This is a genomic window from Chamaesiphon sp. (assembly GCF_041738855.1).
Lineage (GTDB): Bacteria > Cyanobacteriota > Cyanobacteriia > Cyanobacteriales > Chamaesiphonaceae > Chamaesiphon.
Genome location: NZ_JBGSPA010000064.1, coordinates 1 through 14,795 on the forward strand (window position 1 = coordinate 1; position 14,795 = coordinate 14,795).

The 14,795-nt window shown below is 46.9% G+C and carries 14 protein-coding genes; 5 read left to right on the forward strand and 9 right to left on the reverse strand.

Annotated features, from left to right (window positions below; genetic code table 11):
• Together ACEW9I_RS06620 and ACEW9I_RS06625 are read left to right on the forward strand one after the other, a co-directional pair.
• On the forward strand, positions 1-571 hold a 571-nt coding region (locus tag ACEW9I_RS06620), incomplete at its 5' end, for a hypothetical protein (RefSeq protein WP_373539562.1).
• Positions 556-1,191, forward strand: a complete 636-nt coding sequence (locus tag ACEW9I_RS06625) for an RES domain-containing protein (RefSeq protein ID WP_373539563.1) — start codon at positions 556-558, stop codon at positions 1,189-1,191. The genes ACEW9I_RS06620 and ACEW9I_RS06625, both read left to right, overlap by 16 nt.
• A 91-nt stretch (positions 1,192-1,282) precedes the next feature.
• On the opposite strand, the gene ACEW9I_RS06630 is transcribed toward ACEW9I_RS06625, so the two are convergent.
• From ACEW9I_RS06630 to ACEW9I_RS06665, 8 genes are all read right to left on the reverse strand, one after another.
• Positions 1,283-2,080, reverse strand: coding sequence for a hypothetical protein (locus ACEW9I_RS06630; protein ID WP_373539564.1), 798 nt, complete (start codon positions 2,078-2,080; stop codon positions 1,283-1,285).
• Positions 2,077-2,613 (reverse strand): DUF192 domain-containing protein, encoded by a 537-nt coding sequence (locus tag ACEW9I_RS06635; protein WP_373539565.1) that lies wholly within the window; start codon positions 2,611-2,613, stop codon positions 2,077-2,079. The genes ACEW9I_RS06630 and ACEW9I_RS06635 overlap by 4 nt, the downstream gene beginning before the upstream one ends.
• Before the next feature lie 12 nt (positions 2,614-2,625).
• Positions 2,626-4,131, reverse strand: a complete 1,506-nt coding sequence (locus tag ACEW9I_RS06640) for an AAA family ATPase (RefSeq protein WP_373539566.1) — start codon at positions 4,129-4,131, stop codon at positions 2,626-2,628.
• 67 nt (positions 4,132-4,198) lie between these two features.
• Complete coding sequence (locus ACEW9I_RS06645; RefSeq protein ID WP_373539567.1) at positions 4,199-5,416, reverse strand: hypothetical protein; 1,218 nt, start codon at positions 5,414-5,416, stop codon at positions 4,199-4,201.
• 66 nt (positions 5,417-5,482) lie between these two features.
• Positions 5,483-5,953, reverse strand: a complete 471-nt coding sequence (locus ACEW9I_RS06650; protein ID WP_373539568.1) for a hypothetical protein — start codon at positions 5,951-5,953, stop codon at positions 5,483-5,485.
• A 14-nt stretch (positions 5,954-5,967) separates the two neighbouring features.
• Positions 5,968-8,199, reverse strand: coding sequence for a type IV secretory system conjugative DNA transfer family protein (locus ACEW9I_RS06655; RefSeq protein WP_373539569.1), 2,232 nt, complete (start codon positions 8,197-8,199; stop codon positions 5,968-5,970).
• 12 nt (positions 8,200-8,211) lie between these two features.
• The gene (locus ACEW9I_RS06660; protein WP_373539570.1) at positions 8,212-9,345 is read right to left on the reverse strand and encodes a hypothetical protein; all 1,134 of its coding nucleotides are present in this window, start codon (positions 9,343-9,345) and stop codon (positions 8,212-8,214) included.
• Positions 9,342-10,088 (reverse strand): hypothetical protein, encoded by a 747-nt coding sequence (locus tag ACEW9I_RS06665; protein ID WP_373539571.1) that lies wholly within the window; start codon positions 10,086-10,088, stop codon positions 9,342-9,344. The genes ACEW9I_RS06660 and ACEW9I_RS06665 overlap by 4 nt, the downstream gene beginning before the upstream one ends.
• 197 nt (positions 10,089-10,285) lie before the next feature.
• Here ACEW9I_RS06665 and ACEW9I_RS06670 point away from each other — a divergent pair, with 197 nt between their 5' ends.
• Entirely contained in the window at positions 10,286-11,158 is an 873-nt protein-coding gene (locus tag ACEW9I_RS06670; RefSeq protein ID WP_373539572.1) for a hypothetical protein, read from the forward strand.
• A 75-nt stretch (positions 11,159-11,233) separates the two neighbouring features.
• Entirely contained in the window at positions 11,234-12,892 is a 1,659-nt protein-coding gene (locus ACEW9I_RS06675; RefSeq protein ID WP_373539573.1) for a hypothetical protein, read from the forward strand.
• 21 nt (positions 12,893-12,913) lie between these two features.
• Here the strand turns inward: ACEW9I_RS06675 and ACEW9I_RS06680 are convergent, their stop codons facing one another.
• Positions 12,914-13,399 carry a hypothetical protein gene (locus ACEW9I_RS06680; protein WP_373539574.1) on the reverse strand — a complete coding sequence of 162 codons (486 nt, stop codon included), beginning with the start codon at positions 13,397-13,399 and terminating at the stop codon, positions 12,914-12,916.
• Positions 13,400-13,406: 7 nt separating this feature from the next.
• Between ACEW9I_RS06680 and ACEW9I_RS06685 the strand changes: the two genes are divergently transcribed.
• On the forward strand, positions 13,407-14,684 hold the full coding sequence (locus ACEW9I_RS06685) for a hypothetical protein (RefSeq protein ID WP_373539575.1): 1,278 nt from the start codon (positions 13,407-13,409) through the stop codon (positions 14,682-14,684).
• Positions 14,685-14,795 lie beyond the last annotated feature (111 nt).

Sequence of the window (14,795 nt, forward strand, 5' to 3'; positions counted from 1 at the left end):
CGTCCTCGACCTGCACACCGCCCAACACCTCGAAACCTTCCAAACCCTCACTTCAATCGAACAATCGATCGTCACCCAAGCCTTACAGCAAGTTACTAGCATTGAAACGGGAGATCCTGCTGCCGATGCCCTAGCTGAATCGATCGCGGGTAAAACCTTCACCCGCCAAGAACGCATCCAACTAGAAATGGATACCCTCTCGCGACATTTTCAGCACCGCCGCCAACTCCTCGATCGATCGCTCAGTGCCAGCCAAGTCGCGCAACTCTTAGGTACCTCTCGCCAAACACCACACGATCGAGTTAGCTCTCAAACCCTCCTTGCCATCAAAGAAAACGGTAAACTCTGCTTTCCCGCGTGGCAATTCGATCCCGCAGGCTCCGATGGCACGATCGAGGGCTTACCTGCCGTCCTCAAAGCCTTAACCATATCCGACTATGCCAAACTCAACTGGCTCACCCGCACCAACCCCTACCTCGAAGAAACCACTCCCATCCAAGCCTTGAAAGCAGGTCAAAAAGAGCGCGTCCTCGCCGAAGCCGCTGCCGTGGGAGCGTGTCAGTGGTCTTAATCGCCAGTCCGCCCCCAACCAAAACACCATCGCCTCTATACCGGACATTGGCATCCGGTAGCTTCCTTCTGCGGATCTTCGACCCCACGCAATACGGCACCAGAGCTACGACCTTTCGCTCCTATGGCCCCATCAACCGTTTCGACCACCAACTGTCACCGTCTGGCAACTGCGCCGAAGACCCAGAGCGGGGCATTTCTTACGCCGGACTCACCCTTTCCTGTTGTCTAGTGGAATGTTTCGGGGATACAGGTGCGATCGAAATCAAAGGTCAGCAGATCGGTCGCATCCAACTCACGCGAGATCTGACTCTCCTCGACCTTCGAGCTAACGGTGCAATGAGAGCTGGTTCGGTCGCCGCTCTCGCTAAAGTTGCCGACCGTAACCTGAGTCAAACCTGGTCGCGGTACTTTTACGAACAAACCGATTTGTATGGACAGATCGACGGCATTAGCTTCCTCAACGCGCATAATGATGAAGAAGCATTCGCCCTGTACGAGCGGGCACAATCTGCGCTGATTTGCCCCGACGATCGAATCTTGCCCTTAGCTCATCCCAGCCTCCGCCCCGCGATCCAGCAAGCTGCCCTCGACAACCATCTAGACTTTCTGCCCACATAACGATTCCCCACAGATCGATCGCGGCCACCTTAGAAGAAGAACTCAAGTACGAACTGCGTCGTGCAATCGTCATCAGCTTGACACTTAGATCTTAACAAGGGATCGGCTCTTCCTCTTCCGCTATGAGATCGACCGAATCGTCACAAATCGGCGTAGGTAAGGTTTCAACGGTATTCAGGTTGGGTTGAGATGGGGTAGCAGGGGCTGATAATGCGGGAGTTGCATCCAACAGATTGAGGCTACTTTGGCGGAGGAATCGGCTGATTCGAGTGCGAGAGGATAGATATAGGTATGGGTTTTGGGGAGCGGCTAGGTGAATCAGTGGTTGCCCGGATGTTTCGATTAGTTCGATTTCTTGGGGGTTAGTAATTGTCGCTGGCAAGATCCGCAGATCGATATTATCGGTGAGTCGCTCTGCGGTTGGGAGGTTGGGATGCCAGAATTTAAAGTTATTATTTTTAACAAAGTGAATTTGCCAGGGCAGAGTACAAATTTCTTGAAAATAGCTTAATCCTTCACTCCGACCGTTACTGACAAACCAAAATTCATGATCGATATTATCTTGAACGATACCCGAACTTTCAATCCACTCGAAAAATAGCTGCTGGGAATAGCTGGCTAACTTAACTACCAGGACTGGATATTTTTGCGCGATATAGTAAATATCATCAGTCAAGTATTCCTTAAATCCATCGCTAGTAAAGTATCGATCGGGTGAGTATGTGGATAATAAGCCTGGATTATATAGTTCTGAAAGTGGTGAACCATAGCTAGTATCGATCGTCACAACTTGGATACCTCGATCGAGATATAGTCCTTCAATCAAGGCTCTCGCTGTCCAAGATTTGCCAACTTTCGGTAATTGTCCGCCGACCCAATGGATTTTCATCGGATTTTAGCGAAGGTTAAATTAACTTTTGCTCCATGTTGAATCTGGAGTTGTTCGATCGTGCCACGATTAACTTCGATCGCCGCATCATATTGTTGTAAAGTAGCATAGGTCGGACACTTATCGAGATCGCAGGGAATTACCCCGCTTAAAGTATCGATGACGATACCATCCTTGATAAAGATTAAATCGGTAGGAAATTGCATCCCTTTTCCACTAAATATTAATGGATTGAATAGATCGACTTGGTACAACATTCCTCGATTTTTAGGGATTTGCTTACGGTGACTCAATCCAGTTTTATGAGTGAGGAGCGTTTTGGAAACCTCTAGTTGAATTGCTTTATCATTGACGATCGCTTGAGCTGTAATGGGTAAGACGAGGGCTTGGGTGCTATCCGTATTAAAGATTAGATTTTTGGGATCTACACCTTGTAGCCAAATTGGAGATAAGGCAAGAGCGAGAAAGATGAGATGAGACTTATTGAAAGGTTTCTTATTGTTTTTGTAAATATTAAATATGTTACGCATCATAGTCGTTTTTCATCAACTCCAAATATTGATTTCAGGTAAATTAAACGGGGATGCCTGAATGGAACTAGCGGGTTGGGCGATGCCTTTGGATTCGTTCTGGATGATTGAAACACCTTCAGGATCGATCGTATAAATGCTGGCTACTTCCAGTTGAGCGGCAAGTAAATCATCGATGCCGATTTGAATCGCGGCGGCGGGATTGCGGTAGAAGCTACTTTTAGCCGCAACGATCGCGATATGTTCTAGTTCGGCTCCGGTATAGTTATTGGTTGCTTCGAGGATGTTCATCCACTCTTCACCAGTCATTCGTCCATGCTCTAAATCTGCATAGGCCCGATCGAATCTCGCGCAGTGGAGTTGTAGTATTTGTTTGCGCTCTAAATCGGTCGGGAAGTCCAGGTAAAATATTTTATCGAATCGACCAGACCGCTTGAGCGGAGTGGGTAGATTCATCCGGTTCATGGTTGCCAGGACAAATGTTCTGGAGGTTTTTTCTTGGAGGTAGGTGAGGATAATTCCCAGAAATTCACCGGAGTCCTCACCGATGAAAAATTTGTCGAACTCGTCGAAATAAATGATGCAGGGTTCGATCGCATCAATCCGGTTTAAAAGCTGCTTGAATTTTTTTGCACCGCCAGATTTAGCGACATCAATGCCGACGCTAATGAGCGGGAATCCTAAGATTTTGGCGGCTTGCTTGGCGAGATAGCTTTTCCCCGCACCTGGAATCCCGACGAGTAGCCAGCCACGCGGCAGGGGTAAATTTGCGGCTCTGGCGGCAGGAGAGAAATCCATCTGGACTTGTTTGAGGGCAGTTTTAATCTGCTCTAGACCACCAATATCTTTAGTGGTGGTGCCGCTCATGAATTCTAGTCCGTAGGTGGCAAATACTTGATATTTGTACTCTAATAGCTTTTCGCCAAAGGCTTGGGGATCGGTGAGATGCGACCAGGCTCTCATGCCGATTTTAATCTCTTCGATGGTCAGTCCAGCGAGGATATTACTCAATCGGGCGGATTGAGTCAGATCGATACCGCGCGTTAGCAGTAGTTTGTTCAGCTCGGTCGTAGTTGGGAGGGGAAACTTATATTCCCAAATAATCTGCCGCAAGCAAGAAGGGATCTCAGCCCGTCCCGATTCTAGAAAAATTACGGTACAGTTGCGTTCGGCGGCTCGATTGAGTACGGCAAACAGGCGAGAGATCGCCTGATAACAACTCTCGCGATCGATCGAATTGAGGGCATTCAGAGTGGCAAATAGATCGTCAAAAATATATAGTCCGGTGCGATTGTTATGCAGCTCGGCAAGTAATCGGACGATCTGAGCAGCAGGGTTGTCAGCGATTGAGACGGCTGTAGATCGATCTAATGCTTGAAATTCAGCAGTAAACACCGACCAGATTCGAGCGGGACGATCGAGTTCGTTAGCGATGAACTGTAACTTTTCAAGCGTATTGCGGCGATCGACGACGGCGATTTCGAGCGAGATTATTGGGTATTTAGAGATTAGATCGAGCATTTATTATTTTATTTTAAAATCAATGTTTAAGAATTAAATATTAAATATTAAATTAAATACTTTAGGATTAGTCTTCCTCTAGTTCCAAATCACCATTTACATCTGCGGACAGGAGATTAACATGTAGAGGCTGACCGTCCTCTACATTATTTAAGGTACTTAGATCGCTCGAATTGTTTAGCTCCTCAGCAGCACTTAACTCGACATTCAGATTTAGATCGCTCTTGCCATTGACATCAGGCAGATCTATCTCCATATTTTTGGCAAATATTCGACCATGATTTACCAATGCTTCTTGAGCTATACCGATCTCTATATTAATCTGTTCGACTTGTTTGGTCATTAATTGAATTTCTAATGACACCAAGGGCGATTGTGGCGATCGAGCTTGTTCTCTTAACGTCTGAGATTTTACCTCAATCGCTTCAGTAATTCGATTAGCCAAATCCTGCATTCGAGCGAGTTGGGTACTGTTATCTTTAATATCCTTAGATGTTTCTATTGCAAGTTCGATCTGTTCTTGTTTGTTCGGATCTAAATTTGCGATATTTGTGTTGACTAACTGAAGTTGTCGATCGAGGGTTTTTAGTTCGTCCCCAAGTTTGTCATAGCTAATCGTATTCGGATCGGCAGCAGTTAGATCCCAGGAATTATGACTAGCAGCTTGCTCTATAAACCGATACATTGGGTCGTTGCTGCTAGGGAATTTATCGATGATGATTTTGCCATCTTCAGTTTGAGTAAAGTTTGAGACAACCTCATCATTATTTACATTTATCACTCGATAACTATTACCATTTAATTCATTTTTTACCTTGCTAAATTCATAGTTTTCAACTATTATGCCAACTTCAACTGATAAACCTAATAGTTCTAGATTATCGATGAACTTGGCTGTTCTTTGTTGGTGTGGATCGCCCAGTTTTCGGTTAGCCGCGATATCTGCAAGTTGCTTTGGGGTTAATTTATTGGTTACAGCAGATTTAAGTGCAGCTTTACTATCAGCTTTGACGAGCGGGTGGTTGGATTTCTGGGCGGAGAGTAAGGCTCCAAAAGCTTTGCCCATTCTCGTCAAATTCTTAATCGCACCGACGATTAATCCAGCAGTAGCTCCAGCTAAAATCAGTTGAGTATCGCGAGTAAATCGGTAAGCTTTGGCTTCTAGATCTTGAGATAATGGTTCTTGTTGTTTGCCTTTTGGCTTTTGCTTAGTGCTATTATCCCGATCGTCATCTTCATATTCATCGCGAGTGGATCGGGAGTTGTTTGCGGCGGTTCTAGTCACGGTTAATATCTCTTAATAAAAATTCAATCGTCGTTGGACGAAGCGCAAGCCTCGAAATAATTTGACTCAGGCTAAGATTTCATTTGCCCGTTGACGGGCAACTAAAAGTTGAAGATTTGCTGCGGTCAAGCCGCGTTTGCCGCTCGGTAAAATGCTATAAAGATCGTCATTAGATCGATCTAATTGGGCTGGTGGTTTGCTTGGCTGTAGTTGAATTTCGGGCATCGTCCACTGTTGATGGTGTTTGCCCTCGATCGTTGCCAGCTCTAACTCTGGGGTCATGTTGTTGAATGTTATTTGCCCCCGATATTCGACTAGGGCGAGTCGATTATCTAGATAATAGAGATGATATTCATAGTCGAGATCGTCGATGATGTCGGCATAACCGCGTCCGCGATCGATTCGCCACATCCGCCCGTATTCATTGCGGAGTTCGATCGTATTCGGTAATGTGTCGATCTGTCCTTGCCAATGAGATAGATCGACTTGGATTTGGATGTCAGCGGCGGTCTGAACTCGTTCGTTGATAACTTGCATGATGTTTGGGGTAATTAAACTAGAGCGATTTTAGCTGGAGTTGGGGAACAAGGGTGAATTTTATAGCCTGTGGATTGGACTAAGATGCACATGAGATCTAGGTTTTTGGGATCTGTCGGCAATTTGACTGTCGGTGCATCTTCGGGGGAGTTAGGGTCTTTCCAGCTATCGGGGACTCCGACGAGTTGTTCGAGGTCGATGGTTTGATTTACGTCTTGGTAGCCAGCGTCGGTATAGTTACTTTTACTCAGGCGGGTAATTAAGTGTTTGAGTGGGTAACTGATTTTGGTGGAAGGAAGAGGTAGCAACTCATCCAGCAGTTGGTAACGCAAGTTGAACTCGCGGGTGATTTTAGCTTCATCGATGGGTTTTTGGCGGGCAGCCCGCATTGTCTCCCACACCTCACAAGATTTTTGAGATTCGATGAAATCTCGTTCGGGGATGTGGATATCTAGCCGCATGGGGATCGAACTTTCTTTCTTGCGGGAATTTTGATAGCCAGGGGAATACATCACCGCTTGCCCTGGAGCCATCCGCAGGAATTCGGCTGCTTCCATTAACGGGACTTCGGTGATATTTTGGGTGCGGGTGGTACTGTTACCACCTTTTTGCCTGGTATGACTGGTGGTGTAATAAGTGTGAGAAATCGTGCCGAGATAATCGCTGTAGTTTTGAGCCATAGCTCCATCTTGGGGATTGAGCCAAAATGTGGTCGCACAGTTAGCAGCAATTGTCTTAGCGCGGTTTTCCCCATAAATTTCGCTCAGTTGCACGAAAGTTTGGAAGGCAATCGAAATTGACGATCCAGCCGAGCGATATAGAGCTAGCCAGGTGGCAAGATTTTCGAGGTAGAACAGGGGTAATTCGTCGATGAAGGTAGCGAATGGGGTTTGCCGTTGGCGGCTATTGGCAAGGTTGTAGCTGACAAATAAATCTAGGGTTGCAGATAAGATTGGTGCGGCAACCGTTCGATAATCTTGGTTCAAGCCGAAGATGGTCAGGGTTTTGGCATTTGCGCCATCGATGTTAATTTCAATATCCGATTCGCCACAGATACTGGGGATGACCGCAAGTTTAACTAGCTTGTTAATCATTTTTTGGGCGTTACCGAGAATACCCGCCTCGGTGACGTTTTTCTTCCCAGCATCGCCAGATCCGGTATTGATGAGCTGGACGAAGGACTGATAATTCCAGGGATTGAGTCGCTGTCTGGCAAATCGCATCCGATTGCTGAGTTCGGGTAAATTATGGATTGCCGCAGATGCCAGTAAGTCGGAGATCGGCGGGAGGGGGTCATCTGGTTTAAGTTGCCAGATCCGACGGGTCATGGAAATAGCGAGGGGATCTTCAGCCAGCCATTTGGCAGTGAGGATCGATGACTCGAAGACCGTGGCTCCGGCATCCTCGAAGAAGCCATTAGCTGTAGCATCTCCCATCGATAAATTTTTCGACAGTGTGGTACTTAGTTGTTGGGCACCTGGCGAATCGCTGGAATTTTGGACGAAGATGTAGGGATTGAGGGTGCCACTTTCGGCATAAGTCGGAGCAATAATCTGGACTTTATAACCCCGCTGGGCGGCATATCCGGCAATTTCTTTGGTTTGGTCGGGATATTTAGCATCGACGACATTGACCGCAACACCTTGATCTAAGGCGGAACGGATTAATGGATTCATCACGTATCGAGATTTCCCGTAGCCTGATGCGCCTAAAACTGCCACAGACTGTTCGGCAGAAGGACAGTACAGGGTGGTGATGGTTTCAAACGGTTTCTTTTTCTTCGAGCGGTATTTGGCGACTACTTTTTCGGCAGCTTCTGTCCCAAATTGGGCGGTAATTGCGGCAAGTTGTGGTTCGAGCTGGGCGTAGAATTTTTCTTGATGGGCATTGTAGATTTCGTCGGGAGTACCGATGTACAAGCAAAATGGATTTGGCTTGGTATACTGGGCATCGGCTTGAAATGCTCTGAGGCTAATTATGCCAACCGATTTTTTACCGTTATATGCCGGAATCTGCTTGCGCCCGATGCTGCGGGCAGAATTTAGTTGGGCTTTGCCACCCCAATAGGATCTACCTTGCTTGCTGGTTTTGGGCTTAGTCGCTGCCGCAAAGCAGATGATGCCGATTAAACCGATCGTTAGCAAGCCGTTGGTTCCGCCGATCGGATCGATTGGTGATTTAGCTGTTGGATGTGCTATGCCTGGATGAGAGACTGGGTGAACTGTTGGAGCGTTGGGCTTGGTCATAACGATCGATTTTTAACGTGGTCGAGTGAGACGAATCACCCGCGATACGTTTGCATCATCGGTAAATAGCGGTAATGTCGGATATTTCTCCGATAGCTGCCATAATGGAAAACCGACAAAATAGGGCGTACAGTGTTGTCCGAAGAAGTAATAGCAACCCCGAAAGTTGAGATTTACCGTCGCTCTGCCACTCTTGGCATTTACATTCCGAATCACTAATTTGGTGTCGCCGATAAAATGGATGCCTGTCGGTTCTTTCCCACCGTTTACCCATGCCAATAACCCATGTCCGCCCCGTACTTGAAGACTGTCGCCGGAAATAATTCTCGCACCGCGTAGGTAGGGTAAACCAACAATCGGCATCGTTTCGATGTAGTCACAATTGGTTAAGCACTCTTTGCTAGTTTCCAGATCGGAACCCGACATTACCATGTGACGCACGTTCCGTTCCTTCGTCCGCACTGCATCCATTTTGAGGATTGCCATTCCCGCTGGAACGTTGACTTTGGGCATCTTAGAGATCGCAATGTTGCCCACATTTGGGATCGTATCGGTCATCAATTTTTGATAACCCTGAAACTTATTAATTGCCGTATTCGCTAGACTCGGTACTCGATTTAGCTTGGCTGTGGTGAGATCTACGATGCTGCCAAATTGTAAATTAGCTACGCTACTTTTGAGCTGACTCCCACCGAACGCACTGGCAGGAAGTAAGTTCCGTAATTGGGGGTTGGCAGCTAGCGCGTCACTGACTTTAATCTGTCCCAGCCAAGGAGTTGCCTGGGCTAATGTTTCTCGTCCGGTTAACGACTTACCTACCGCTGCTGCGGCTGATGCTGGGGTAAATTGCCCGATCCCGAAAGCTTGGTCTAGAAATCCGACTGGCAGGCAACTTGCTGGCGATTGACCCTTGGCACAGTTGACTTGACTCAATCCACCAAACATCGACTGTGCTTGAGCCGGAATGCTCGTGTTGATAGCTTCATTCGATCCTGCCATCGAGTTAACAGTGAGGCGACTTAATATACTTGGCAGGGGATTCGCTGTTTGAGCCACGCTTTTGCTAGCAAAGAACATCACGGCTCCAAATGCAGCGATCGCATAAAACGTAAATTTGGAAATTAAGACTTCAGTGCGATGGTTCATAGTTCAGAGGTACCGAGGCTGGCTAGACGGGCGATTAAATTCAGGTCTAATCCAAAGCTGGGTGCCGAATCGAACCGCGCCCCCTGGTGAACGGCAATGATGTATTTATTGATTTTGGCGATCGTGTCTCGATCTGTGAGTTCGCCGCGATCGATCGCTTTTTTGAGTCCGGCAAATAGGTATTTAGCAGTTTGGCGAGATTCAATACTCGGATCGGGCGGTCTTGGAGTGGCGGCAACTGCTGGCGGCGTGAATGCTGGAGTTTTTTGGACGAAATTAATCGTTGCAACGTGAACTTTGGGGCTATTTGCAGGAAGATATCGGATGACGAACACATAGGAAAACCGCTGTCCTTTGTCATCTTTAGCCAGGATGGTGAGCAGCGATTTTTTACCAGCTTGATTATTAACCCCAATCACACCCGCTAGATCGATCTTATCGATCAAACTTAAATGAACTACTGTGGGCGAAGAATTTGGCGGACAACCTTTTTCGATGCAACCATTATGGTTCATCGAAACGAAGCTCATATTATCAAGGAAAATTGTTTCGATCGTCTGGTTCACACCTTCATAGATTAAATTAACACCTAGCCCAGGACGGAGTTCGATCGGCAAAACAGCCGACTGGGGCATTGTATAAGTACGGGTAATAATTTTGTCTTCGGCTCGAACTGGTTGTAGGGCAACGGCTAGACAGGCGAATAGTCCCGCCGTAATTGCAGAAGATTTAGCAAATTTCATTTTTGACATTCGTGCACTCGATCGAAGATGGAGCTAGATCTAGTTACCTTGTTATATCAATTAAGATCGATCGTTCTCATGAGCAAAAAGACTGGATTAAATCGACTCTAATCTTGGAATATCGAGTAGTTTGGCGGATTGAACAGAGCAGATTTAGCAGATATAACGGAGTGATAGATTGGGCTAATTATAATTAGATGGCAGATATTAGTGAATTCACTTCTTTGGCTATTCAGCCAAGTTCAGACTATCGACGAGTAGAAAAAGCGCGAAATCAGCAGGGATTAATTCAGTTAGGGATATTCACATTTGCGGGAATGTCTTTTGTACTTTCGTTAGTAACACTTACTAAAATTAATACCCTGGCAGCTAAAGAAGTCGCACCTTTAGTGCAAACCATCGACGGTAAAACAATTCATGTTCGGGCATTACAGGGACAAGAGCGACCGCCGGAAGTAATTAAAGCATTTACAGAAAATACCCTCAGAGATTTATTTACTTGGCGACAATATTTACTGCCGCAGACAGCCGCCGAATGGCAAAATCCGAAAATCGATCCAGGGATTGTAGTTGAGGCAGGAGAACAAGCTAGTCTCAAAGTTCCGTCGCCCGTATGGGTATCTTCGTTTGCAGTTTCCAATAGTTTTCGGCAGGAATTTTTAGGTAAGCACCTTGCACCGTTGATTACCGGATTGAAAGTCTTACAAGGTACGTCCACGGTCGGCTTTATGCCGCTATACATCCAAGAACCGATTCCCGTCCCAAATAATTATGGGAGGAAAACATGGAAAGTGAAGATCAACGCTAATTTATTGATTAGAACCAGACCGGATGTGCCTGTTTCCGAAGTTCCTTGGGATTACGATGTTTATATAGAAGCCGTAAGTCCCACTACGTCTGTATTAGGGACTAAGTTACCAGATAAATTTGCCCCCGATCTCCAAAGTGCGATCGATGTTTCCAGAGCTTCTGGGTTGCAAATTGTGGCACTCGAACCATTCCAACGCCAGGACTTAGCTGCACCTAAAACTTCTACTGCTCCAGTGAAGCCATCACCTGCCACACCTTGAAGATTTTTTCAGGGTGCTGGAATTTTGTAATTCAGCCGACGTACCGATGGTGTTGTCGGAATTATTTTTAATCAGATGTCAGATTTAACCACTCCAGAGCCTACGGCTAATTTAGATTCACCAGAACCGACAAAATCTTTCATTGATGGTGAATTTGTCCCTCCACAACCAGCCCCGCAGTTAGTAGATCCTGTTAAAGCATTACCAACCAAGCCCGCAGTTGCACCGATTGATATGGCGAGTTTAGTCGGATTGCAGCCGCTCGATGCTAGCGGATTAGCGGCAGTACCTGCGGACATTCCTAGTCCAGAAGCAACTAAGCTACCACTTTACAAAGAATCGTGGTTTCAATTGGCGATAGTAGGTAGTTGTGTGACGATCGCTGGATGGTTACTATATGCGTTGATGTTTGGCGGGAAACCGGAGGAAAAGGTGGCAGTAGCTAGTCCAGAGCCGACCGCGACGACTGCTCCCACAGCTGATTTTGCCCCAGATCCGGCATTTGGCGTAATGGCATCGAAGGTGGCAATGAACGAGCGTCAACAAGCAATTTTAGACACGGCAAAAGCGCAGCAGGCACAGGCGGCAGCTCAATCCCAGCCAGACCCAGCAACCGCAGGTACAACCGATCCATCCAGAGCTGAAGCGGCGAAACTACCAACGTCGAAAGCTCCAGAGACAGCCCCCACGGCAGCGCAAGCAACTAGGGGAGGAGATAATTCGCCTCCCGTTATCGCCAGCAACCCCGACCCCCGAACGACCGAGCCAGTCTATCGTCCACCAACTCCAGTGAGAATCGCTCCAGAACCCGCCGCCAGTATACCTGCGTCAGTTAAGCGTCCGGTCGTAACTGCGTCGAGACAAGTTGCCATTCGCCCTCAAGCACAAACTACTGCCCTGCGAGTGCCGCCTGTCTTGTCGCGTGAGCCAGCACCAAAGTTTAATCCACTCAACAGTAACGTCGTTCGCCCACAAGTCACCTGGAAAGAAGCAAACGCCAACGCTACAGGAGTGTGGGGATCGCGTACCGTGCAAGCAGCGACAGCAAACGCCCCAGCAGCTTCCCCGATTGCCCAAGCTCAAACTTCAAATATTCCCACCGTTTCCAAAGGTAAGGCTGTCATCGGACAGCAAATCAAAGGTAAATTGATTAGCCCAATCCAGACTAGCGCAACAGTACCCACCCAGGAAATCGCCATCAGTTTGGAGCGATCGATCGTATCCGATCGAGGTAAGGTTTTAGTTCCGGCTGGTACTCAAATCGTCGCGCAAATTGGGATTTTAGATAGCGGGATGATGTCGATTCTGGCGGCTAAAGCGACGATTGAAGATCGGGAAGTCGATATCCCGCCTAAAGCTTTAATTCTCCAAGCGAGTAATCGCCAGCCTCTGCTCGCCGAACTCAAGCAGTTCGGGCAGGATGAAGTCGGCAGACGCGACATGATGGCAATGTTGGGTGGAGCCGTTCAATCGATCGGTAAAAACCTCACCGAGCCTCAAACTTCGACCGTAGTAGCGGCTGGGGGGATCGTCCAAAATACCAACACCCAGACAAATATTTTAGGGGCAGCGTTGAATGGTGGATTCGCTCCCATGGCTCAACAGTGGCTCGATCGGAACAAGCAAGCCATTCAACAGATTAATGCCAGATCTAAGGTGTGGTATTTGGGTACGGGAACAGAGGTAAATCTTGTTGTCGCACAGCCGTTTGCGCTAGATCGAGATGAGGGCTGAAATTTCAGCCCTCATCTCGATCTAGCGTAGACCAGAAAGTTGTCGCTCGTACACAGATCTCTGTTCCCCGCTCAGATCGCTATTCTCATCCCAAAGTTGAAGTTGGAGATCGTTTCTCCACATTTCTTTTTGCCATTCAGGGTCGTTCATTTCGGCTTTGCGCTCGGCTTTTAATGCAGCTATCTGTCTTGCTCTACGCTGTCGATAACGATCGGTTCTCAGTTTTGCTTGGTATTCTAATTCAATAATAATTTCATCTAAATTATTGTGATTTTTAAGTTTTTCTTTATATATATTTTTGTGAGCTTCTAACATCGAACCATCTTCCCGAAAGTGGATTAGATAACAACTTAGTTCGGGAACTTCTTCAAGAGAATATTTAGCAGGTTCGAGTTCATCTGCCCCATCTATTAGCTCATCTATGTGTAGCTGGGGGTCGAGTAAATCTGAAACTCGATAGAACCAAGTCTGGCTGGTTTCATTAAATTTATTAATCCGAGCGTCCATAACTTCTATGTCAATTAAATTAGTACACTACGATCTTATCAACCGTCGCCCCGAAACGTTAGTGCATAACGGCGCAATTCGAGCGAGTATTATCGACAATGCGCCGATCGAGCGATTGATGCGTCGTCAAGGATTACTTCAACCCGATGAACAGCCTGTATTTTACTCTGCTTCTTATTCTAAGTTTGTCAGCCTCGACGATCTAGCTAATCAAGCTCCTGAAGGCACCGTATTAATTGCCACCAGTAACAAGCAAGTCCACTTTGGATCGCCAGCAGCTAAAGCGGCGATTAAGAGTCTCATGCCGCTGGAAACTCAAGTTCCAGGCTATGCCAGAGGATTATTAACTCCAGGTAAATCACCTGGGTTTGAAGGCAAACTCCAGGTGCTAGTCGTCAACGATAAAACTGGTGCTAATAATCTCAATATTCCCCCCAAGCTGATTAAAAACATCGTCGCTGATGGCTCCAGTATCGTTTCCCGCCAGTTAGGTGAAGAAGTTGGCTTAATCCCCGAACGTGGCTTGCCCCAGGTGCGTGGGTATAGCGTCGATCCGCAAATTGGTGATTTCTATATCAAAGGGACATTTACGCCGCTAAATATCCCTGAGTACTTTGCCAGCCACGGACTAGATGTAGATGCCGATTTGATTATCACCACTTCCATGTTCAAGGGTTTGACTAAGGATAAACCTGCACCTACTCCAGGGCTGTATGAAGTTGATGCTAGCGATCTCTACATCACCCAGACTAAGAAATTTCTCAAAACTACAGCTAAACTGGGTACTGTGAGTAATTTCTATGCTCAAGGGCTGGCTAAAGATATCGCCATTCCCACTCAAAATGCGATTCAAGACCTAGAACAGAAAAAACTCGATCCGATCGGTCTAGCTGAAGATTACGTCCGCACGTTCAAATTAGCCAACGAGGAAACCGCCCGCAAAAATGATGAGCCATGCGCTTCATTACCAGGGAATATCGCCTTTATTGAGAGCATCTTAGAATCAAAGAACTGGGGATTGCTAGAGCTGCCCAGCGTTCTTAGTTACCTGAATGAATATGCCAACAGCCAAGTAGAATCGATCGATGAAGGGGCGATCGCCAATTTGCGTGGCGAGTATCGACCGCTGATTGTCTGTGGCGATCTCCAGCACAACGAAATTGCTGGAGCAGGTTTGACTACTGGCGATAAGCATATTGCCATGCGGTTCCCAGTTCTCAACCGAGGTCAAGTCCAGGCAGTGACGGTTAATAATGATATTCTCACATCTTGCACTAGTATATAGGCACTAAATTTCCAGTGAAACTAACTCGAATGCCAGCCCCTGTGACAACAGAAATTCTCGCTGACGCTCGATTTCTAATAAAAGTAGACTCACAGCAGTCTGTGGCATTAA